General features: G+C 52.5%; 22 protein-coding genes and 2 tRNA genes. 13 read left to right on the top strand and 11 right to left on the bottom strand.

Translation table 11 applies throughout. From position 1 onward, the window contains the following. Positions 1–77 precede the first annotated feature (77 nt). The 4 genes from rpoD to rpsU all read right to left on the bottom strand — a co-directional run bounded on the left by rpoD (position 78) and on the right by rpsU (position 4,532). Complete coding sequence (gene rpoD / locus RC73_RS12425) at positions 78–1,925, bottom strand: RNA polymerase sigma factor RpoD (RefSeq protein ID WP_101094736.1); 1,848 nt, start codon at positions 1,923–1,925, stop codon at positions 78–80. Between the two features lie 133 nt (positions 1,926–2,058). Then, positions 2,059–3,786, bottom strand: a complete 1,728-nt coding sequence (gene dnaG / locus RC73_RS12420) for a DNA primase (protein ID WP_039034928.1) — start codon at positions 3,784–3,786, stop codon at positions 2,059–2,061. Between the two features lie 80 nt (positions 3,787–3,866). Continuing rightward, positions 3,867–4,310, bottom strand: a complete 444-nt coding sequence (locus RC73_RS12415; protein ID WP_039034927.1) for a GatB/YqeY domain-containing protein — start codon at positions 4,308–4,310, stop codon at positions 3,867–3,869. Positions 4,311–4,316: 6 nt separating this feature from the next. Further along, positions 4,317–4,532, bottom strand: coding sequence for a 30S ribosomal protein S21 (gene rpsU, locus RC73_RS12410; protein ID WP_006080725.1), 216 nt, complete (start codon positions 4,530–4,532; stop codon positions 4,317–4,319). Positions 4,533–4,728: 196 nt separating this feature from the next. Between rpsU and tsaD the strand changes: the two genes are divergently transcribed. Continuing rightward, a complete protein-coding gene (gene tsaD, locus RC73_RS12405) occupies positions 4,729–5,745 on the top strand; it encodes a tRNA (adenosine(37)-N6)-threonylcarbamoyltransferase complex transferase subunit TsaD (protein WP_039034926.1) in 1,017 nt (338 codons plus the stop codon). Positions 5,746–5,844: 99 nt separating this feature from the next. Here the strand turns inward: tsaD and plsY are convergent, their stop codons facing one another. Continuing rightward, on the bottom strand, positions 5,845–6,441 hold the full coding sequence (plsY, locus tag RC73_RS12400) for a glycerol-3-phosphate 1-O-acyltransferase PlsY (RefSeq protein ID WP_373297541.1): 597 nt from the start codon (positions 6,439–6,441) through the stop codon (positions 5,845–5,847). A 275-nt stretch (positions 6,442–6,716) separates the two neighbouring features. Here plsY and folB point away from each other — a divergent pair, with 275 nt between their 5' ends. From folB to RC73_RS12380, 4 genes are read left to right on the top strand one after another with little or no spacing between them, the layout of a single operon-like run. Next, a complete protein-coding gene (gene folB / locus RC73_RS12395; RefSeq protein WP_039034924.1) occupies positions 6,717–7,067 on the top strand; it encodes a dihydroneopterin aldolase in 351 nt (116 codons plus the stop codon). Positions 7,068–7,074: 7 nt separating this feature from the next. Further along, entirely contained in the window at positions 7,075–7,572 is a 498-nt protein-coding gene (gene folK, locus RC73_RS12390; RefSeq protein WP_039034923.1) for a 2-amino-4-hydroxy-6-hydroxymethyldihydropteridine diphosphokinase, read from the top strand. A 16-nt stretch (positions 7,573–7,588) separates the two neighbouring features. After that, positions 7,589–8,389, top strand: a complete 801-nt coding sequence (locus RC73_RS12385; protein ID WP_039034922.1) for an undecaprenyl-diphosphate phosphatase — start codon at positions 7,589–7,591, stop codon at positions 8,387–8,389. Between the two features lie 9 nt (positions 8,390–8,398). Further along, positions 8,399–9,208 (top strand): putative RNA methyltransferase, encoded by an 810-nt coding sequence (locus tag RC73_RS12380; protein WP_039034921.1) that lies wholly within the window; start codon positions 8,399–8,401, stop codon positions 9,206–9,208. Positions 9,209–9,338: 130 nt separating this feature from the next. Here RC73_RS12380 and RC73_RS12375 read toward each other — a convergent pair whose 3' ends face one another. Next, positions 9,339–9,605, bottom strand: coding sequence for an Lpp/OprI family alanine-zipper lipoprotein (locus RC73_RS12375; RefSeq protein WP_025010519.1), 267 nt, complete (start codon positions 9,603–9,605; stop codon positions 9,339–9,341). Positions 9,606–9,832: 227 nt separating this feature from the next. Further along, positions 9,833–11,074 carry a multifunctional CCA addition/repair protein gene (locus RC73_RS12370; protein ID WP_039034920.1) on the bottom strand — a complete coding sequence of 414 codons (1,242 nt, stop codon included), beginning with the start codon at positions 11,072–11,074 and terminating at the stop codon, positions 9,833–9,835. A 167-nt stretch (positions 11,075–11,241) separates the two neighbouring features. On the opposite strand from RC73_RS12370, the gene RC73_RS12365 reads away from it, so the two are divergent. Then, on the top strand, positions 11,242–12,897 hold the full coding sequence (locus RC73_RS12365) for an ExeA family protein (RefSeq protein WP_039034919.1): 1,656 nt from the start codon (positions 11,242–11,244) through the stop codon (positions 12,895–12,897). Beyond that, a complete protein-coding gene (locus RC73_RS12360) occupies positions 12,897–14,015 on the top strand; it encodes a general secretion pathway protein GspB (protein ID WP_039034918.1) in 1,119 nt (372 codons plus the stop codon). The genes RC73_RS12365 and RC73_RS12360 overlap by 1 nt, the downstream gene beginning before the upstream one ends. A 273-nt stretch (positions 14,016–14,288) precedes the next feature. On the opposite strand, the gene RC73_RS12355 is transcribed toward RC73_RS12360, so the two are convergent. Beyond that, positions 14,289–14,364: transfer RNA gene (locus RC73_RS12355), tRNA-Thr, on the bottom strand. A gap of 7 nt (positions 14,365–14,371) precedes the next feature. Continuing rightward, positions 14,372–14,447: transfer RNA gene (locus tag RC73_RS12350), tRNA-Phe, on the bottom strand. A gap of 376 nt (positions 14,448–14,823) precedes the next feature. Here RC73_RS12350 and RC73_RS12345 point away from each other — a divergent pair. The 3 genes from RC73_RS12345 to RC73_RS12335 all read left to right on the top strand — a co-directional run bounded on the left by RC73_RS12345 (position 14,824) and on the right by RC73_RS12335 (position 16,463). Continuing rightward, positions 14,824–15,372: a cytochrome b gene (locus RC73_RS12345; protein ID WP_039034917.1), complete on the top strand. Its 549-nt coding sequence runs from the start codon at positions 14,824–14,826 to the stop codon at positions 15,370–15,372. Between the two features lie 4 nt (positions 15,373–15,376). Then, entirely contained in the window at positions 15,377–15,952 is a 576-nt protein-coding gene (locus RC73_RS12340; RefSeq protein ID WP_028779012.1) for a YceI family protein, read from the top strand. Between the two features lie 172 nt (positions 15,953–16,124). Beyond that, the gene (locus RC73_RS12335; RefSeq protein WP_039034916.1) at positions 16,125–16,463 is read left to right on the top strand and encodes a thioredoxin family protein; all 339 of its coding nucleotides are present in this window, start codon (positions 16,125–16,127) and stop codon (positions 16,461–16,463) included. Between the two features lie 560 nt (positions 16,464–17,023). Here the strand turns inward: RC73_RS12335 and RC73_RS12330 are convergent. Together RC73_RS12330 and mutY are read right to left on the bottom strand one after the other, a co-directional pair. Then, entirely contained in the window at positions 17,024–17,302 is a 279-nt protein-coding gene (locus tag RC73_RS12330; protein WP_039034915.1) for an oxidative damage protection protein, read from the bottom strand. Between the two features lie 2 nt (positions 17,303–17,304). Then, complete coding sequence (gene mutY / locus RC73_RS12325; protein ID WP_039034914.1) at positions 17,305–18,411, bottom strand: A/G-specific adenine glycosylase; 1,107 nt, start codon at positions 18,409–18,411, stop codon at positions 17,305–17,307. Positions 18,412–18,581: 170 nt separating this feature from the next. Here mutY and trmB point away from each other — a divergent pair, with 170 nt between their 5' ends. The 3 genes from trmB to glsB are packed head-to-tail and all read left to right on the top strand — an operon-like array spanning position 18,582 to position 20,558. Next, positions 18,582–19,298: a tRNA (guanosine(46)-N7)-methyltransferase TrmB gene (trmB, locus tag RC73_RS12320; RefSeq protein ID WP_039034913.1), complete on the top strand. Its 717-nt coding sequence runs from the start codon at positions 18,582–18,584 to the stop codon at positions 19,296–19,298. 22 nt (positions 19,299–19,320) lie between these two features. Continuing rightward, the gene (locus RC73_RS12315) at positions 19,321–19,644 is read left to right on the top strand and encodes a YggL family protein (protein WP_025009472.1); all 324 of its coding nucleotides are present in this window, start codon (positions 19,321–19,323) and stop codon (positions 19,642–19,644) included. Continuing rightward, positions 19,644–20,558, top strand: a complete 915-nt coding sequence (gene glsB / locus RC73_RS12310; protein WP_039034940.1) for a glutaminase B — start codon at positions 19,644–19,646, stop codon at positions 20,556–20,558. Before RC73_RS12315 ends, glsB begins: the two co-directional genes overlap by 1 nt. Positions 20,559–22,228: the final 1,670 nt, after the last annotated feature.

The following is a 22,228-nucleotide window of genomic DNA, read 5'->3' as shown; positions in this document are numbered from 1 at the left end:
CATTAAGCCTAAGAAAAATGCCGTTCACACTAAGTGAACGGCATTACGCGATGCGGGGTTTTTGTACAAAAGCTTGTTTACTCGTCCAGGAAGGACTTGAGGATTTCCGAGCGGCTCGGGTGACGCAGCTTACGCAGTGCCTTGGCCTCAATCTGACGAATACGTTCACGGGTAACGTCGAATTGCTTGCCCACTTCTTCCAGGGTGTGGTCAGTGTTCATGTCGATACCAAAACGCATTCTGAGAACCTTGGCTTCACGGGCTGTCAGGCCAGCCAGCACCTCATGAGTGGCGCTCTTGAGGCTTTCGCTGGTGGCGCTGTCCAGTGGCAGCTCGAGGGTTGTATCCTCGATGAAATCCCCCAGATGCGAATCTTCGTCGTCCCCGATAGGGGTCTCCATGGAGATAGGCTCTTTGGCGATTTTCAGCACTTTGCGGATCTTGTCTTCCGGCATCATCATCCGCTCGGCAAGTTCTTCCGGAGAAGGCTCGCGTCCCATTTCCTGCAGCATCTGCCGCGAGATACGGTTGAGCTTGTTGATAGTCTCTATCATGTGTACCGGGATACGTATGGTACGGGCCTGGTCCGCGATGGAGCGGGTAATGGCCTGACGGATCCACCAGGTAGCATAGGTAGAAAACTTATAGCCACGACGGTATTCAAACTTGTCTACTGCCTTCATCAGACCTATGTTGCCTTCCTGGATCAGATCCAGGAACTGCAGGCCACGGTTGGTGTATTTCTTGGCGATAGAAATAACCAGACGTAAGTTGGCTTCAACCATTTCCTTCTTGGCACGGCGAGCCTTGGCTTCACCTATGCTCATGCGGCGGTTGATGTCTTTGATTGAGGCGATAGACAGACCCGTTTCGGCTTCGATGGCTTCCAGCTTGGCGCGGCAACGCAGCACGTCTTCCTCGACCATTTTCAGGCCTTCGGCGTATGGCTTGCCGGAGTTCATCTCAGCGTTGAACCAGCTGATGTCGGTTTCGTTGCCGGTGAAGAGCTTAACAAAGTTCTTCTTCGGCATTTTGGCCTGTTCAACACAAAGTTTGAGGATCAGGCGTTCCTGAACCCGCACTTTGTCCATCATGCTGCGCATGCTCTTGACCAGACGGTCAAACTGCTTGGGCACCAGACGGAATTCTTTAAAAATTTCGCCGATGTGGAACAGAGCCGCGACTGACTCGGGGTGATCGCGTCCCTTGAGTTCGATGAGCTTCAGTGAGTTTTCATAGACGGCACGTAGTTGGCCGAAACGCTCACGGGCTTCTTCCGGATCCGGGCCTTTTGAGCCTTCATCTTCGGAGTCGCTGTCGTCATCTTCGTCATCGTCGTCCATATCATCTTCATCATCCAGGTCTTCATCGGATAACTCTGAGCCAATATGGGTGGCGCTTGGGCCTACATTGTCTTCATCGGGATTGACAAATCCAGAGATAATGTCGGACAGGCGGATCTCTTCGGCCTCGAACTGATCAAACTGTTCGAGGATCATGGCGATTGCCTGTGGGTACTCGGCGACTGAGCTCTGTACCGTGTTGATGCCTTCTTCGATACGCTTGGCGATCTGAATTTCGCCTTCGCGGGTCAGCAGTTCCACTGTGCCCATTTCACGCATATACATACGCACTGGGTCTGTGGTGCGGCCCAGCTCGCTCTCGACTGAGGCCAGAGCTGCTGCGGCTTCTTCGGCGGCATCTTCATCCGTGCTGTCTTCCGACATCATAATGTCATCGACATCCGGTGCTTCTTCAAACACTCGGATACCCATGTCATTTATCATCTGGATAATATCTTCGATCTGGTCAGAATCGACCATATCTGCAGGCAAGTGGTCATTCACTTCTGCATAGGTTAGGTAACCTTGCTCTTTGCCTTTGGCGAGCAACAGTTTAAGTTGCGACTGCGGAGTTTGATCCATAGATATCATCCAAGTTGGGTAACTGTTACAACGATGGGCAGCGGCCTTGGGCTCTTGCCGCACAAATCGTCAATTATAGCCATGTGCGCATCCCTGTGCTAGTCCGGCGACCGGACCCATAAATTGAGAGAGCTTATTGGCAGCTTTTCATCGCTGCGATTAGCTTCTTAAGCTGTATTTTCTCTTCTTTAGTATGGGTCTGTTTCAGACTTAATTCCTGGTAACGTTGCTCAATGTATTGATTGTTCAGCCATACCAGGGATTTTTTGAACTCTTGCTCCAGGTTTTCATCCGCCACTTGATGCTCCCATTGGGCTAGTTTTCTCAGGGCGGAAAATTCGTCCGTATCCCTGAATTGCTCAAGTAGTTGTGCGCTGTTCATCTTCTGGGCGCGAGTCAAATCCAGTAATTCGACCAGCAAGTCTATGCCGGCCATCTGCAAATGCTTAAGAGCCGGTTGGGGGATCAAATTCAGCCCCAACTGTGGGTGTTGTACCAGCAAGGCGACGGCGAGTCGCAGCGGGGTACCCCGGCCCTTAAGCGCTTTATGCCGGGCAGAAGCCACCCCTTGGGGGCTCTTGAATCCCAGCTTCTTCTTCAGATCATCTGCGCTGTTCATGCCGAGCCTGTGTGACAGGTCTTCGAGCAATAGATTTTGCAGCACAGTATCTTGAATCTTTTCAATCAGAGCTATGGCCTGTTTCGCCAAGTTGCCCTTGTCTGTCCCGTATTTAGTGGTCAGGGTATCGAACAGAAACCCTGTCAGTGTTTGCGCTTCATCTATCAATGCCTCGAAGGCTTCTTTGCCTGTCTTACGCACCATGGAGTCGGGATCTTCCCCCTGGGGCAAAAACATAAAGCGCACTGTATCGCCGGGCTTAAGCAGTGGCAGGGCGGTTTCCAGTGCGCGCCAGGCTGCTTCTTTTCCGGCGTTGTCACCGTCATAACAGCAAACCACTTCTTTGGCGCTGCGCAGCAACAACTGAAATTGTTCGGCTGTGGTCGAAGTCCCCAGGGAGGCTACTGCATAATCGACCCCAAATTGAGCCAGCGCCACCACGTCCATATAACCTTCGACAATCAGCACTTGTCGGGGTTCTCTGTGAGCCTGCTTCAGTTCATAAAGACCGTAAAGCTCGTTACCCTTATGAAATATGGGCGTTTCCGGAGAATTCAAGTACTTGGGGGTACCATCTCCCAATACCCGGCCACCAAAGGCAATCACCCGGCCGCGTCTATCGCGGATCGGGAACATCAGTCTGTCACGGAAGCGGTCATAACGCTTACCGTTGTCGTTGCTGATAATCATCCCCGCAGTCAACAGTTTGTCCTGCGACTCCTGTTGTGAGCGGTAGCGACTCAGCAAGCCATCCCAGCCGTCGGGGGCAAAGCCTATGCCGAAGCGCTCGACCACCTGGTCTGATAATCCACGAAAGGCCAGATAGTCCAACACCTTCTGTTTGTCCTGGTGTTGTCTGAGCTGGCTTTGGTAATACCTGTTAGCCTCTTCCATCAACTGATAGAGATCGCGGCTGAGCCCTTCGTCACGACGACGATTGGGGTTATTCTCCCGCGGAACCTCCAGCCCCAGTTGGCTTGCCAGCTCCTCAATGGCATCGAGAAACTCGAGACGGTCATACTCCATGATGAAGTCGATGGCATTGCCATGGGCACCACAGCCGAAGCAATGGTAAAACTGTTTATCTCTGCTAACGGTGAAAGAGGGTGATTTTTCGCTGTGGAAAGGGCAACAGGCAGAATAATTCTTACCCGCTTTTTTAAGGGGTACTTTGTGATCGATTAGATCAACTATGTCTGTGCGAGCAATCAGCTCATTGATAAAATCACGAGGTATAGCCATCAGACTGAGTCATGCACCCTTGACCGATGTAAACAAACAAGCCGCGCAGATGCACGGCTTGTTCATACGTGGAAACCCGCTTATTGCAGTTTGGCACGGATCTGGGCACTAATTGCACCCATGTCTGCACGACCCTGAACTTTGGATTTCAACGCTCCCATTACTTTGCCCATATCCGCCATAGTGCTGGCGCCGCTATCTTGGATAGCCGCATCAATCAGCGCAGCGATTTCGCTTTCGCTCAGAGGCTGTGGCAGGAAAGTTTCAATAACTTGAATCTCTGCTGCTTCGACTTCTGCCAACTCCGGACGACCCGCTGCCTCATATTGGGCAATGGCATCACGGCGTTGTTTCACCATTTTGGTCAAGACAGCTATTATCTGCTCATCATTCAGAGTTTCGCGGGTATCCACTTCAATCTGTTTGATGGCAGCTAATGCCATACGAATCGTACCCAGGCGGACCTTCTCTTTGGCCACCAAGGCTTGTTTCATCTGGTCTTTCAGCTTATCTATCAGGCTCATAAGGAATTAGTATAAACGTACGCGACGTGCGTTTTCGCGAGAAAGCTTCTTGGCCAGACGCTTAACTGCAGCAGCTTTTGCACGCTTACGAGCAGTAGTTGGCTTCTCGTAGAATTCACGAGCACGCACGTCGGCCAGGATACCGGCTTTTTCACAAGAGCGCTTGAAACGACGCAGAGCTACGTCGAATGGTTCGTTTTCACGTACTTTAATAATTGGCATACGCCATCACCCCTTAGGTGTAAGTTTGTATTGAGTCAATCACTTGACCCAAGTGGATTTAAAATGGTGCGGAATTTTAAACCGACAGGCACTGAATGTAAAGTCCCTAAAGTAAATTCACTTTAGCCTACAACTGGAGAAATCTCCTGGTTAGGGGTAGAATTGGCGCCCCTTTTCAGGTGGAAAGATTTCATAGATGCGGGTTTTAGGTATTGAGACATCCTGTGATGAAACAGGAATAGCGGTTTACGACGAAGAGCAGGGGCTGTTATCCCATGCACTTTACAGTCAGGTCAAGTTGCATGCCGACTACGGTGGTGTGGTGCCTGAGCTGGCATCAAGGGATCATGTGCGTAAAATAGTGCCACTGATCCGTGAAGCACTGGCCAAGGCCGATACCCGTATCGAAGATCTCGACGGTATCGCCTACACCAAGGGGCCGGGCCTTATAGGTGCGCTTTTGGTGGGGGCTTGCGTTGGTCGCTCCCTGGCATTTGCCTGGAATAAACCCGCTGTTGGTGTCCACCATATGGAAGGGCATCTGCTGGCGCCCATGTTGGAAGAGGATGCACCTGAGTTTCCCTTTGTGGCGCTCTTGGTTTCCGGTGGTCACTCCATGCTGGTGAAAGTAGAAGGCATAGGCAGCTATGAAGTCTTGGGTGAATCCATAGATGATGCGGCCGGTGAAGCCTTCGACAAGACAGCTAAACTGATGGGGCTGGATTATCCTGGAGGCCCAAGATTGGCTAAACTCGCCGCCAAAGGGGAAAAGTCCGGTTATAAGTTTCCCCGGCCGATGACCGACAGACCGGGTTTGGATTTTAGTTTCTCGGGACTGAAAACCTACGCCGCCAATACCATAGCCGCCGAACCGGATGATGAGCAGACCCGTGCCAATATCGCCAGGGCATTCGAAGAAGCCGTGGTCGATACCATGGTTATCAAGTGCCGCCGCGCATTGGAGCAAACCGGCTTTAAGCGCTTGGTTATTGCCGGTGGTGTCAGTGCCAATACCCGTCTGAGAAGCTCACTGGCCGAGTTGATGCAAAGTCGTGGCGGCAAGGTTTTCTATCCCAGAGGCGAGTTCTGCACAGATAACGGCGCCATGATAGCCTACGCAGGCTTGCAGCGCCTCAAGGCCGGCGAGCGTGAGACGTTGGCGGTGAAAGGGCAGCCGCGTTGGCCGCTGGATACCCTGGAGGCGATTTCCTGAAGGAGCCTAGCTAACTCATCCTCTGTAACCTGAAAAGTAAAAGGCGCCAATGGCGCCTTTGCTGTTTTTGTGACAGTCGTTACAACCGTGCAATTGCTTCTATTTAGTGCGCCTGGAGCGCGACATTTTGGATTCTTCCCCCTTGAGCAGGCGGCGAATATTATCCTTGTGGCGGATAATGATCAGTGTCGATAGCATTGCCACCGGCAGGGTAAATCTGTCATCCAACCACCAGGTATATAAAGGTGCCAGCAGGGCGGTAACCAGGGCCGCCAGTGAGGAATAACGGGTCAGTAAAACCACCACTAACCAGGTGCCCATCAAACACAGCGCCAAGCCTTCACCTATAGGCGCCATGGCACCGAGCGCTGTGGCTACGCCTTTGCCGCCCTTGAAACCGAAGAAAATCGGATATATATGTCCCAGGCAGGCGGCAATGGCTATTACTCCGAGCCAGACGGCATCTATCCCCATCAGATAAGCGGTATAAGCGGGCAGAGCCCCTTTGAGCATATCAAAGAAAAACACCATGGCGGCGGCCCAGGTGCCACCGATACGCAGCACATTGGTCGCGCCTGGGTTGCCGGAGCCTTTGCCTCTGGGATCCGGCAGACCCTTGAGGCGGCACACCAGCACGGCGCTGGAGATAGAGCCGAGCAGGTAAGCGGCCACAATCATCATTGGGGTCAGTACCATGGTACTCAAATTGGTTTCCTTACTCGTCTTAAGGTATTATCGCGCACATTGAAAAATGCAGCCCTTGCCCGGATAACCCAAGGTGAAAATCTTGACCACTTAATGGTGGTTGGAAATTTCGGGTTCATCTTGTCCTTCAATGCCTTATCCTACTTAAGATTGGGCCAGGTAGAAAGGGGCTGCCGTGAATATCTCCGGAACGCGTCGGATTATAGCGGTTTTATTGACGTTAGCTTATCTGACCTCAGGCCCGGCAGTTGCTAAGGGGGGATTTTATGGACAGAGTGCTGATACGGGAATTACAGATAGAGACGGTTATTGGGATCTACGAGTGGGAAAAACAGATACATCAGACACTGCTTATTGATCTGGATATGGCTTGGGATAACAGAGCCGCTGCAGACAGCGATGATTACAGCCAGGCGCTCTGCTATGAAACCGTCAGCAAGCGTCTTACCGACTTGATTACCGCAAAGCCTATTGAGCTGATTGAAACCGTCGCCGAAATGATAGCCCATTGCCTGATGAGTGAATTTGCAGTGCCTTGGGTCAAGGTGCGGGTGATGAAGCCCGGCGCCATTCCTTCGGCCAAAGCGGTCGGTGTTGAAATCGAGCGTGGTATCTAACGGCAATATGGCACATATCTACATCAGTCTGGGCAGCAATATCGACCCGGAACGTTATCTGCGTGCAGCTATCCACGAGCTGCACGCTGCTTTTGGCGAGCTGCTGTTGTCATCGGTTTACGAGAGTGAATCAGTGGGATTCAAGGGCAGCAACTTTCTCAATATGGTGGTGGGCGCTCATACGTCACTCGGTATTGCCGAAGTGGTGGCCTGTTTCAAGCAGATAGAGCTGCGCCATGGTCGGCTCCCGGGTGCCAAAAAGTTTGCTCCGCGGACTCTTGACTTGGATCTACTGCTCTACGATGACAAGGTCTGTCAGCAGCCCATTGTTTTACCCAGAGCCGAGATCCTGACCAACGCTTTTGTGCTTTGGCCACTGGCTGAACTGGCACCGCAAACCAAGCATCCTCTGGCACAACTCAGCTACCAGCAGTTGTGGCAGGAATATGATAAGGCCAGTCAGAAGCTCTGGCCTATCGCTTTCGATTGGGGCCTGTCGGCCTGATTTTTTAAGGACAATTATGGACACATTACAGGTCATTATCCTTGCCCTGATCCAGGGCCTGACTGAATTTTTGCCTATTTCCAGCTCGGCGCACCTTATTTTACCCTCTCAGTTACTCGGCTGGGAAGATCAGGGGCTGGCCTTCGATGTGGCAGTGCACATAGGCTCACTACTCGCTGTGGTACTCTACTTCCGTACTGAAATCATAGCTATGCTGAATGCTTGGTTTGGCAGCATATTCAAGGGCAATCACAGCGCCGAGAGTAAACTCGCCTGGTGGATTATTCTGGCTACCATACCTGCAGTCATCTTTGGTTTTATGGCCAAAGATTTGGTTGAAACTTATCTGCGGGGGCCGGGTGTTATCGCCATTACTACTGTGGTATTCGGTTTGCTGCTCTGGTGGTCAGATAAGATGGCTCGGCTTGAACTTACTGAGTATCAAACCGGTTGGCGCAAGGCATTGATGATAGGTTTTGCCCAGGCATTGGCGCTTATTCCCGGCACCAGTCGCTCGGGGATCACCATGACTGCGGCCCTGATGCTGGGGCTTAATCGCGAGGCGGCGGCGCGTTTTTCTTTTTTGATGTCAATTCCAGTGATCCTGGGCGCGGCGCTGCTGATGGGCAAAGATCTGCTCGAAGGCGGGCATGTGATTGACTGGCAAGCCTTGATTTTGGGTGTGGTGCTTTCTTTTGTCGCGGCCTTCACCTGTATTCACCTGTTTTTGAAGATCATCAGCAAGATGGGCATGCTGCCTTTCGTGATCTATCGTTTGGCGCTCGGCGCACTTCTGTGCGGCTTTATTTTTCTGTGAGGCCTTAAGATGAATTCAGTGCAATTTCAGTGCCCTGTTTGCCAGAGTGAACTCAGGCAACATCTGGCATCCAGAGGTTTTTACTGCGCCAACAAACATCACTTCGATCGCCAGGAAGACGGCTATTGGCTGCTGGCCAAGCCCAAGAGCGCGGCGGTACATGCCTTGTCGCGCCAGGCGTTGCGGGCCCGGCGTTTTTTGTTGCAGTCTGAGTTGATGGCGCCTTTGCATCAGGCGCTCAATCTCAAGCTGACCAGACTTGCTGAAAACTGTGAAGCTGTACTTGACCCCAACGCCGGAGACGGCGCTTTGCAGCAGATGCTGCAACTGCCGGAAGAGCTGCAACGCCTATTAATCTGTGATGCGCAAAATGCTGCCTTCGCTGCAGCCAAGGCATTGCCTGAGGCGCAGGTTTTTCTCAGTGTTGCCAAGCGTTTGCCCTTCGCAGATGCGCAGTTTTCACTGGTGACTCTGCTCGATGGTCAGCTCAAGGGCAAGGAGATCCCCAGGGTGATGAAGCCGGGGGCACATCTTATGATGTTGGCACCCGGGCCCAGGCACTTATGGCAGTTGCGTGAACAATTGAATGCTGACCTTAAGCTGCGCGAGTTCAGTATCAGCCTGCCTGCAGAGTTGACAGTGCTGGAAACCGAGAGCTTGAGTTTTTCGCTGGATGTCAGTGGCGAACAGGCGTTGACGCTTCTGGAAACCACCCCTTATGCTTGGCGTGCCGGTGAAAAGCAGAAGCGCTCGATTGCCGGACGGGCCATCAAGGGATTGGAGCTGGATTACCGTTTGTTGGTGATTAAACGAAACTGAGTTTGAGCCTTGGATTTAGGCTGAAAAGTGAAGGTTAGCTGGAATCTTGAACAGGACTGAATGGAAGCCATTGTAGGCTTCAGCGAAAAGCAAATCGGCAACACCTTGGTGTTGCCGATCCGGGACTGAATTACTTCTTGTAACGAGAAGCAACGTTGTCCAAGCGGTCGTTAGCACGCTTAGCTTCAGACTGAGCGTCCATAGCAGCAGCTTTGGCATCTTTAACGTCAGCAGACAGTTTGCCTTGCTCTGCTTTCAGAGAGCTAACTTCGGCTGATAATTGATCAACTTTGTTGCCCAGGTTAGCAACGCTTTCTTCCAGAGCAGTGGTGTTGGCACAGCCACCCAGCAGAGCAGTCATTGCTACGCCAGCAATCATCAGTACTTTTTTGTTCATGAAGAAATCCCTTTAGATAGGTTGGATTTTTAATGGCTCGACTGCAAAACAGCCGACACCGCCTAATTATGTCATAGTCAATTTATTTTGCTACGAATATTCACGCACAGGCCACTTTACCTTATCGAATACTCATTGAATTGCCAAGTCTTTGGGAAAATAGCCAGTTTTTTTCGCTATTTTTTTAACATAACTGAAATTATCACTGTCAATATCTTGCCTTTCTCTCAGGAAACGGCGGAATTCAGTAACAGTTGCTTTTCTTGACGTACTGCAGCAATCCGCTGCTGAGCAAGTTCTACCCTGATGGCCGGGCCCTTGTGCCCTGCTGCTACTATGGGTTTGACATCTATCGCTGCTGCCACCGCAAAAAGCTGCCTCAACGCCTGCGCCTGAGGGTAGGGGGCTTGTTCAAGCCCGGTGCGGCCTTTGGCATCGGCCTCACAGGCCAGCGCCAGTTGCTCCAGGCGCTCTGGCTTGCGCCAGAAATCGGCTTTATCGAAGATTTTCACTATGGTTTCCGGTCTGAGCTCCATCAAATTATGAATATTTTGATGCTGATCGCTGACCAGCAACGCCAGATCTCGATACTCAGAAGGCACTCTGAGCCGCTCACACAGATTGCGGATAGGTGCCAGACCTTTCTGGCCGTGACCGTGATGTTTGGGCAGCATGTCGGCCGGGGTCAAAGCCTTACCAAGATCGTGTACCAGCGCGGCAAAACGCACCGCTTTGTCCTGGGTCAGTCTAGCGGCTTGCTCCAAAACCATAAGTGTGTGAATGCCGCTATCGATTTCAGGATGCCATTTGGCCGGTTGCGGTACGCCGAACAGGGCGTCGATTTCCGGCATCAGTGCTTGTAAAGCCTTGGCCTGACGTAGAACTTCAAAGAACACCTGGGGCTGCTCGCAGCCGAGCACCTTATCCAGTTCCTGCCATACCCGCTCCGGCGTTAGTGCGCCAAGCTCGGGGCCAGCGGCAATTTCCTGCATCAGAGCCAGGGTTTCTGGGGCGATACTGAAACCTTGAGGCGCAAAGCGGGCGGCAAATCTGGCCACTCTGAGTACCCGTAGCGGGTCTTCAACGAAAGCGGGGGAGACATGCCTTAGCACCCTGGTTTTGATATCCTTTCGGCCGTTGTAGGGGTCGTGCAGTTCGCCATCCTCACTTTGGGCTATGGCATTAATAGTCAAGTCCCGCCGCAATAGATCTTCTTCCAGCGTGACGTCGGGCGCCGCATAACAGGAAAAACCGCCGTATCCCAAGCCTGTCTTGCGCTCGGTTCTTGCCAGGGCATATTCCTCTTGGGTTTTGGGGTGCAGAAACACAGGGAAGTCCTTGCCCACCTGCCGGTATCCCAGTGAGACCATCTGCTCCGGAGTCGCTCCGACGACCAGATGATCCCTGTCTTTGACAGGCAAACCCAATAGCTTATCGCGTACCGCTCCGCCAACCAGATAAATCTGCACGCTTGTGAATTCCTTATAATCGACTGCTTTGGTAATGGCCTCAGGATATCATGAGAGCGGGCCGCTGGGGACTTTCCCGTGCATCACATAAATGGCGGCCGGGGTTTTACAATTTATGACCTTGCCTTAAACTGAGCAGTCTCTAACAAAGAAGGATGGTAGTGCCTATGTACAAGGCCTTTTATGGACTGAACGATAACCCGTTTTCAATTGCACCCAATCCCAGTTACCTGTTTCTCAGTGACAGGCATAGGGAAGCCTTGGCGCATTTGACCTATGGCCTGGGAGAGATGGGGGGCTTTGTGCTGCTGACGGGCGAAGTGGGCACAGGAAAAACCACAGTTTCCCGTTGTTTGTTGCGGCAACTACCGGATAACACGGATACTGCCTTTATCCTCAATCCATCTCTAACCGAGCTTGAGCTGCTGGCCACACTTTGTGATGAGTTGAAAATTCCTTATGGTGAGGCACCTACCCTTAAGCAGTTGACCGATCATATCAGTGGTTTTCTGCTGGCTAACCATCAGGCCGGACGCAACACAGTATTGATCATTGATGAGGCCCAACATCTGCGGGCCGAAGTGCTTGAGCAACTGCGCTTGCTTACCAATCTGGAAACTGATACCCGTAAATTGTTGCAGGTGATCCTCATAGGTCAGCCCGAGTTGCAGCAACTGCTCAAGCGTCAGGAGTTGCGGCAACTGGCGCAACGTATAACCGCCCGGTACCATCTGTTGCCGCTCACTGAAGAGGAAGTGGGTTTCTATGTGCAGCACAGGTTGCAGGTTGCCGGACGTAGCGAACCCCTGTTCAATCGCGGCGCGATTCGGGCGCTGCATAAATTCAGTGGTGGTATTCCAAGGCTTATCAACCTCTTGTGTGAGCGAGCACTGATGGCGGGTTATGGTCAGTCGCGAACGCCTATTGATACCAAGATGGTGGCCTCTGCCGCCGAAGAGGTGCTGGGAGAGAAAATCAAACAGCGTAATTATTGGTTACCGGCTTCTGCTGCCGCTATGCTGCTTTTGGCATTTGCCGGTGGTTACTATTTCCTGGCGCAGCCGGAGAAGGCTGTGGCCCAAGATCAGTCCGGACGCCAACTTCATTCAGGGACAGATGCCAAGCAGACTCAGGTTTCCGGTAATCCAGCTGCTGTTAACCATCCTTCTGTCAATCCAGCTGGCGCAGATAAGCCCGCTGTCAACCGGGCACAACGGATCCTGACGCAGGCCATAGATCAGAGCCGCAATATCGATACTGCCTTCGCGGCGCTGTTTGCGCTTTGGGACAAGGTGCCATATTCAGGCATCAGCGCTTGTCAGGCCGCTGAGCAGCAGGGGCTTGCCTGTTATCAGCAGCAGGGTAATCTCAACTCCTTGCTACGGCTCAATTATCCGGCTGTGGTCTATCTGGAAGATGAACAACAGCAGCCTTTCTACGGCACTTTGGTTACTAAAGATGGTGAACAGTTACTGCTACAACTCAATGAACAGCAACTTTGGGTCAGTGTTGATTGGTTCAACCGTCATTTCAGCGGCACTTTTGAAATTATCTGGGATGCCCCCAAAGATCCGCTCAAGGCGATAGGCCCCAGTGCCGGCTTGGCTCAAGTGCAGTGGCTGGAAAATACTCTGGCGCAGGTAGATGGGCGCCAAGCCAGATTAATGAGCTATTTTGACAGCGAGCTGGAGCAGTCGTTGCAACAGTTTCAACGTCGTCATGGTTTGAAGCCGGACGGTATTGCCGGTAGCCAGACTTTGGTTCAGCTCAACCTGTATCTGAGCCATCAAGGGCCCAGATTGTATGCGGGGGGAGAGAGCTGATGTCTATTCTTCTTGATGCGGTGACCCGGGCCAAACAGCAGGAAATGGGAGAGCAGTTGGATCCTGTGTTGACCCCCAGAGCGCAATATCGTCAGCCTTCATCTGGCAGAGCCTATTTCAAGCCGCTGGCAGTATTGGTAGTCGCTGTGCTGGCAGGAGGGGGGCTGGCTTGGGGTTGGCACATGTTGGATAACAGCAAAAAGATTCAGGCTCCCGAGACATCTTCAGTTGAGGCGCAAGCCTCGCCACAGGGCGCCCAGCAGCAAGCCAGGAAACAAGATAATCCTCAAAGAGACAAGCAACCAAACCAAGCGGCCGAGAGGGCTGCTGAGGTGCGTTTAGCCGGAAAAGTTGCTTTGCCTCTGGCTCAACCTATACCTCAGGCTCAAGTGGTTCAATCTCGACTAACCCAATCGCAAACTATACAACCGCAGAGCACACAGCCTCAAAATGCCCAAGCTGTGAGTAGCACAAATCTAAACCAAAGGGGCGAAGCCAATCAGAGTCAGGCTTTAGCGAGTACTGAGCTTAATCATAATGATACGCTGGCTGCCAGTGTGGCTGAAGCGGCCAAAGAGCTGCAGTTTGAGCAAGTTCAGTCTGGCAGTTCATCTTTTGCAAATCAGCGGCAAGCGATACAGGCAGCGGATGAGGAGCCGATTATCCTGGGAGCCAATCCCAACCGCCGCGGACTTGAAGTGCTCGAGTCACTCAAGCGCCAGGTCAATGATGCGGCTGAGGATGTGGGACTATCCAGTGCCGAGAGTCGCCGCCAGGATGAATTGGTGGCTCAGTTTCAGGCTGCATTAGCCGATGTTGAGCACCGACACTCGGCGGAAAAACCTGTATCGCCTCCTGAATTGGACCCCATTCCCAAAACTGAGGAAGAGGTGCCTCCCTATGGTGGCTTGCCTGCCGGACTGCAACTGCAAGTGCCTGAATTTGATATCAGTGCCCATGTATACGCTTCTGAGCCTTCCAAGCGTTGGTTGAATGTAGACGGTGCCGAATTGCAGGAGGGCGATAGTATCAAAGGAATATTAAAGGTTGTTGAGATCCGTCCAAGAGACGTGGTGCTGGAAATTCAAGGGCAGAGGTTTAGGGTACCGGCAATCTGACCTGGTTTTAAACTGGCGATGAACCTGAAAATGGACTTTCAATGGGGCGGATAGCCTCTGCATCCAGAGTCAATCTTCACCGTCTGGCCTGTTTAAACAAGCACTCCGAATGATGTTTGTTTGAACAGGCCTTTAATACCAGGTTCTGCTATGGCTCTAAGCTATATATGACTACGACATGGGGAAGATTAATGATTAGAGACAAGGAGTTGGGCCGGTAGACAGTTACAGAAACAAAAACGCCACTCGGTGAGTGGCGTTTTTGCTGTTTCATGGTGCCGGCACCAAGAGTCGAACTCGGGACCTACTGATTACAAGTCAGTTGCTCTACCAACTGAGCTATGCCGGCTAAATTGTGGTGCCCGAACCCGGAATCGAACCAGGGACACGCGGATTTTCAATCCGCTGCTCTACCAACTGAGCTATTCGGGCAACTGAACTGAGTGTCAGTCATCTACTTCGAACCGGGGGTTGAGGCCCGTGTCGTTCGGAGTGCGCGTATAATATAGTTCTGAATTTTTTCCTGCAAGTGCTTTTTCGGCATAAATCCTGTGTTCGCTCAGTTAATGCTCAGAATTGGGCTTTTTGAGCTGAAATCAAACTGATATCGCTTGAAAAGCCAGCAGGCCGCCCATTGCATCAAACTATCTTTGCCTCAATCTGCCGTGTTACCCGCAGCACTGTGGCTCTTTAAGCCCACCTTTTGTCCTTCTTTCTAAAATTTCGAAATAAATAGCCAATATTTAATGATTTTAGTTTTCATTTAGTTTCCATATGATGTGCTTAAGACATAGCTTAAGGATAGAAAATGCTTGCCAACACTCGTCAGGGCTACGGCCTTGTCAGCATTTTGAACCACTGGTTATCGGCTATTGCCGTGATAGGCCTGTTTGGGCTCGGCTACTGGATGGTTGATTTGACCTATTACAGTGCCTGGTATCAGAAGGGGCCACATCTGCACAAGAGTATCGGCATTTTGCTGTTGGCGCTTACCTTGGTCAGATTGTTGTGGAAACTACTGAGCCCGTCGCCACAGGCGATACCGGACAAGCCTTTACTGCAGAAGGCGGCTCGTTTGGCGCATTGGGGACTCTACCTGTTGCTGATGCTGATTATGTTGAGCGGCATATTGATCTCCAGCGCCGATGGCCGGGGTATCGCGGTATTTGACTGGTTTGAGCTGCCGGGTGTCGGTGAGCTGTTTAACAATCAGGCCGATATCGCCGGGGCGATACATAAATACGCCGCCTATAGCTTGATAGCTCTGGTGGTGCTGCATGCCTTGGCGGCGCTGAAACACCATTTTATCGACAAAGATCAGACACTCGTCAGGATGATTAAACTCAAGAGAGGATAGCAAAATGAAAAAGACCCTGTTTGCCGGTTTGCTAGGCAGCGCCCTGTTATTGCCTTGCGCCGTGAATGCCGCCGACTATGTGATTGATACCCAGGGCGCCCATGCCTCTATCAACTTTAGAGTCAACCATCTTGGCTACAGCTTTGTGGTCGGGCGTTTTAACGAATTTGAAGGCAGCTTCAGCTTTGACAAGGCCAACCCGGCAGATGCCAAGGTGAATGTGACCATCAACACCCAAAGCCTGGATTCAAACCATGCCGAGCGGGACAAGCACCTGCGTTCGGCCGACTTCATCAATGCCGGCAAGTATCCCAAGGCCAGCTTCAAGTCCACCAAGGTGGAGGACAAAGGCAATGGCGAATTGGCGATTACCGGTGACTTTACCCTCAATGGGGTGACCAAGCCGCTGACCATAGATGCCAAGGCTATCGGTGAAGGGCAGGACCCTTGGGGTGGTTACCGCGCCGGTTTTGTCGGTTCTACCGAGTTTGCCCTCAAGGATTACAAGATTACTACCGATCTGGGCCCGGCTTCCACTCACGTCAAACTCGACCTGGTGGTTGAAGGGGTTAAACAGTAACCCACAATAGTTTTTACAGAAGGCGCCGTCGGCGCCTTTTTCTTTGGCTTGTAAACTGGCAGCGAAAGTCACCGAAAGTCACCGAAAGTCAGCGCCGATATGGCACAATGAGCGCCAATAAAAACAATCAGGCCCGGATACCTGAGCCGCCGGTGAGTTGTGAGTTGAAACCATGTTGAATATCGAAACCCTTGAGCAGCTTAAACAACTGCTCGAAAGCCAACCCGCGGTATTGTTGCTGTTCGGCGGCGAGCATTGCGGCGTGTGTCAGGCGTTGAAGCCCAGAATAAGCGCCATGTTGGCCGACGAGTATCCACTATTGCAGGCGGCCTATATCGATTGTCAGGGCCCTGGCCAGCAGCTATCTGCCCAGATGAGTATCTTCAGTCTGCCCGTGGTGCAGGTCTATTTTGGCGGCGAAAAGTTTGCCGAGTTGCAGCGGGTATTTTCTCTGGCGGATCTGCGAGAGGCAATTGACAGGCCCTATCGGCTCAGTTTTGAGTCGTTTTAGCCCAAACAATGATGTGCCAGTATTCGATGCTTGTTTGATTAAGCTATTAAATATAGTTTCAACGCAAGTCGCACCTGCGCCTGGGATTGAGGTTAGATTATGAAGAGAGCAGTGAAGGCAGTCCAATTTTACTGATATTCAACAAACTGAGTTTTGTGAACTAGATCCCGTAGTCAATTTTGACTTTGGTGATAAGGCAACACAAGAGAAGATGATTAAGGATAAAGAAATATCAAATTATAATCTTTTTGGTCGAGAACCACCTAATCGCTTGTTGATTGTCAACCAGTGGTTAACTAACATCTCACTATAACTGACAACCTCGAAACCTTTACAGGCCTGCAGTCATAAACAAACCGCACCAAGAGTTCTGTCCACACAGCACAGATGCTGCAAGGTCCCAAGTCCATTGCCAATCGAGTATATCGCCGGTGAGCCCTGGATGGTGTTCGTGCCTGAATTCGCCACGAACTGGCCGATAAATCTCGTCGCGACAGCAAAAGATAAAGGCCCATAAGGGCCTTTTCTCATTTCGCTCAATGCGCTACAGCTATAGCGCCTTATTCATCTTCTGCCGGTGGCACATAGCCTTCAATCTGTACTTCCTGACCTTCGAACAGGAAGGCGACCATCTGCTCTTCCAGCAGTTTGCGATCATCGACATTCATCATGTTCAGTTTCTTTTCGTTGATCAGCATGGTCTGTTTTTTCTGCCACAGGCCCCAGGCCTCTTTGCTGATGTTGTCGAAAATGCGCTTGCCGAGTTCGCCGGGATACAGTTGGAAATCCAGGCCATCGGCTTCTTTCTTGAGATAGACGCAGTTAACTGTGCGTGCCATGTTTACTCCTTGGTCAGACTCGGTTCCAGGCTGGCCAATACCCGCTCTGTTGCAGCGGCCAGTCCCACCCGGGAAGGTTGGTTTAAGTTATACCAGAGACAGGGTTTGGGTTCCATTACCCTGTCTTTACTCTGGGCGCTGTGACCTTGGTCCAGCAGCATGTCTGTGGCTACTTTGCTCTTTAGTCGCAGCAACATAGGCTGGGCGTCCAGGTGAAAGTGGCTGAAGGTGTGACGAAAACCGGGCAGCTCAGTGATGCTGTGCTCTGCAAGCCCCAAGGCTTTGGCGGCTTGCTGCAGGTTTTGTCTGTTGCCAAACTCGGGGAAACACCAGAGGCCGCCCCAGATCCCGGCGGGAGGCCTTTGCTGCAGCAAGATCTCGCCATCGTGTTCCAGCACCAGTAGCCAGGCTTCTTTGGCCGGAATCGCCTTCTTCGGCTTTTTGCCGGGGAAGTCGCCCTGGCGCCCCATTAGCTGCGCCTTGCAGTCGCGGGCGACCGGGCACTGGTCACAGGCGGGGCGGGAGCGGGTGCATATGGTGGCACCTATATCCATCATCGCCTGGTTGTATTTTTGGATCTCTGCCTTGGGCGTGAGCGCTTCTGTCAGCTGCCAGAGTTGGTTTTCCACATCCTTTTGCCCGGGCCAACCTTTTATGGCGCCGTGGCGGGCCAGTACCCGTTTGACGTTGCCATCCAATATGGGGTGATGTTGCCCCAAAGACAGCGACAGCACCGCACCTGCGGTTGAGCGGCCAATGCCCGGCAGTGCCAGTACCGAGTCGAAGTCGGTTGGAAACTCGCCTTGGAACTCATCACGCACCTTGATGGCGGCCTTGTGCAGGTTACGGGCGCGGGCGTAATAGCCCAGACCTGTCCACAGATGCAGCACTTCGTCTATGTCGGCATTGGCCAGGCTGACGACATCGGGGAAACGGGTAATGAATTTTTGGAAGTAGGGGATAACGGTCGCGACCTGGGTCTGCTGCAACATGATTTCAGAAATCCATACTTTGTATGGGGTCTTTTGCTGTTGCCATGGCAGAGTCTTGCGACCATTCAAGTCGTACCATTTTACGATACGTTCTGCGAAAGAGGCTGTTTTGTTCATCGGCGCAGTGTAGCCGCAGCCAAGGGGCGAAACAAGGAGATTGATCCCCTCAAATGATTGACTTATTTCGTTCTTGTGGATTGTTGGTATACTTTTTCAGCATCAGGGCTTGCACTGTATGGTGAACTTTGGATAATGCCCTTCTTTTTCACACCTCTCTAGGGGCAAAAATGAGCGAAGTCACAACGGCCGAGTTTAACGAAGAAGGCAAGTATCTGCGCAAAGTAAGAAGCTTTGTGCTGCGTGAGGGTCGCCTCACCAAGGGCCAGGCCCAGGCCTTGGAAGCGCATTGGGGCAGCATGGGGCTGGATTATTCTCCCGAGCCTCTGGATTTGAACGCCGTCTTTGCCCGTGAGGCAGATACAGTGCTGGAGATAGGTTTTGGTATGGGCGCCTCACTGGTGACCATGGCCAAGGAAGCCCCTGAGCTTAACTTTATCGGTATCGAAGTGCACAAGCCTGGTGTGGGCGCCTGTCTTGCCGATGCCGGCGAAGCCGGAGTCACTAACCTGAGAGTATTCCATCACGATGCCATGGAAGTGCTGGAGCATGCCATTGCCGATAATTCTCTGGCGCGGCTGCAGCTGTTTTTTCCCGACCCATGGCACAAGAAACGCCACCACAAGCGCCGCATAGTGCAGCCGGCCTTTGCCGAGTTGGTGCGCCGTAAACTGAAAATTGGTGGTGTGTTCCACATGGCTACCGATTGGGAAAACTACAGCGAACACATGCTGGAAGTGATGAATGCCGCCCCCGGCTATCGCAACCTTTCCAGCGATGGCACTGTAGTGCCACGGCCGGATTATCGTCCGTTGACCAAGTTCGAGGCCCGCGGCCAGCGCCTGGGTCACGGTGTTTGGGATCTGATGTTCGAACGTACAGAGTAATTACACCTGAGGGAGAAGCAGTATGGCTATTCGCAGTCGTCGTTTGCGCAAGAAGTTGCGTGTTGATGAATTCCAGGAGTTGGGATTTGACGTTAGTTGGCGCTTTGCCGACTCTGTGTCGGAGGAACAGATAGATCCCCTGGTCGACCGTTTTATTGATGAAGTTATAGAACCTAGAGGCTTGGGCTTCCACGGTGGTGGCCACAGAGAGTGGGAAGGCATTATTGCCACCCAAAGAATTGGCAAGTGCACCGAAGATGACAGAAGCGCAGTCAAGGCATTCTGGGAAGCTCAGCCAATCAGCGAGTTGGAAGTCACTGAGCTGTACGACATTTGGTGGAGTTGATCCCGGATGAGGCCTTGCTTGAGCAGGTGCTCGACAGGGTTCGCCCTCTGATTGGCCAGGGTAAGGTGGCGGATTATATTCCGGCCCTTGCCCGGGTCAATGCCAACAAGCTGGGGATTGCCGTTACCATGGCCGACGGCACCACAGTGGGGGCAGGGGATTATTTAGAGCCTTTTTCCATTCAAAGTATTTCCAAAGTGTTCAGCCTGACATTGGCGCTGACACTCTATGAAGAAAGCGAAATCTGGAGCCGGGTAGGCAAAGAGCCGTCGGGTCACTCATTTAATTCTCTGGTGCAGGTGGAGTTGGAGCGCGGCATTCCCCGTAATCCCTTTATCAATGCCGGGGCACTGGTCATCGCCGACTTGCTGCAGAGTCGCCTCGGAGCGCCCAAGCACAGAATGCTGGAAGTGGTTCGCCGTTTGGCGGGTAATCCCCATATCTGCTACGACAAGGTGGTGGCCGATTCCGAGTATCAGCACAGTGCCCGCAATGCTGCCATTGCCTATCTGATGAAGTCCTTCGGTAACTTCAACAATGATGTGGATACTGTGCTGCGAAGCTATTTCCATTACTGCGCCTTGAAAATGAGCTGCGCCGATCTTTCCCGGGCTATGATGTATCTGGTCCAAGGCGGTAAGGCATTGGATGGCAAAGCGCTGATATCACCGCTGCAGAGCCGCAGACTCAATGCACTTTTGGCTACATCCGGGCTTTATGATGGCGCCGGTGAGTTTGCCTACCGGGTCGGCATGCCGGGCAAGAGTGGAGTCGGTGGTGGCATAATCGCGGTGATCCCCGGTGACATGTCCATCTGTGTCTGGTCGCCTGAGCTTGACCGCAGCGGCAACTCACTCGCCGGAACGGCAGCGCTTGAGCAACTCAGGCTGGCTGTTGGCCGCTCAATTTTCTGATCCCAAAGGCAGCATTCCGCTGCCTTTGTTTTTTTACGCCATACCATAGTTTTCAGCCTAAAGTTGCACATTAGGCGCTTGCCGGGTTTCCGGCGATGGATGTTTCTCATTGCCTGCCGCAAGCTTATGCACAGGCGATCCTGTGACACGCTGTTAACCCATCCTTGGGCGCTCGACGAAAACGTCCCTGTTTTCGACGGTCACAGTTCCGCCTGTGCCTGGAATTAGGCGTATATCTGCAGCTGAATACGACACTTTGGGATGAGGAATTGCACCAAATTCCCTCTTCGGAGCCGCCGAAAGCCGTTGGCGCAAATAACGTGGCTGAGGGCGAATGCTCGCCGGTGGCGAGTGTGCTTATGAGCGCGAGCCAAGGAAGGCGAGCTGGCCTTTATCCATGGAAGGATTTGGATGCCGAAGCAGCGACAGTCGAATCAGGGGCGAGTGTCGCCTAGCGACGAGCTCACGAGCGCGAGACAGGATGTTGAGCTGGGTCAGAGTCACATGGATGTGACTCGGAGCGTCTGAAGCGCTAGTTATTTGCGCCATTAGGCCGAGGGGCTTTCGACACCGTGTGGGGCGGCAAGGGAGATCCAAGCGGGGATTGCTGTTGATCCCCGCTTGGTCGGGTGTGGGGCGGTGAGTGTCGCATAGCGACATGCTTACGAGCGAGAGCAAGGGATGGCGAACTGGCAGTTGTGCATGGATGCACTTGCTCCACGACTTTAGGCCGCTGGTACAGCGGCTATCATGGCTTTGAACTAAATCTCACCAATAAACCTGGTGTTAGCTGTAATCTAAGTTGTAGCCCATCACCTGCGGTGCGCTTTCGCACAGGCGATCCTGTGACTCGCTGCAAGTACGTCCCTGTAAGCTCTGCCTCGCCATCCCTGGCTCGGAAGGTCACAGTTCCGCCTGTGCCTGAAAATGAGGTGTATGTCTGCGGGCATATAGATCGCTTCAAACAAGTTAGCTCTTACAGAATTGCACCGACTCCCCTTCGGAGCCGCCGCAGGTGTTGTTGCAAATTGGCGTAGCCGAGACAGGGATGTCGAGGCTCGAAGGTCGAGCAAGGCGAATGTTGCGAAGCGACAAGTTCATGAGCGCGAGCCAAGGAAGGCGAGCTGGCCGTTATGTATGGATGCATTTGGCGAGTCCTGAGTGTAGCCAATTTGTTTCATAAGCCAGCGGGGATTTCGGCTACGTCGGGGTGTCCTTGGGGATGCAAGGGGCTTTGGACAAGCAAAGCCTCTTGCCCGGTGTGGTTTGGCGAGTGTAGCGTAGCGACTGGCTACGAGCGAGAGCCAGGGATGGCGAACTGGCAGTTGTGCATGGATGCACTTGCTCCACGACTTTAGGCCGCTGGCACAGCGGCTATCAGGCTTTGAACCAAATCCCACCAATAAACCTGGTTTTAGCTGCCAGCTAAGTTGCAGCCCATCACCTGCGGTGCGCTTTCGCACAGGCGATCCTGTGACTCGCTGCAAGTACATCCCTGTAAGCTCTGCCTCGCCATCCCTGGCTCGGAAGGTCACAGTTCCGCCTGTGCCTGAAAATGAGGTGTATGTCTGCGGACACTTCAGATGTTTCAAGCTACTCCATTCTCACAGAATTACACCGACCCCGCTCAAAGCTCCACGACTTTAGGCCGCTGGCACAGGGGCTATCAT

Source organism: Shewanella sp. ECSMB14102 (genome assembly GCF_000813075.1).
GTDB lineage: Bacteria > Pseudomonadota > Gammaproteobacteria > Enterobacterales > Shewanellaceae > Shewanella > Shewanella indica.
This window is presented reverse-complemented; position numbering and strand designations above follow the sequence as displayed.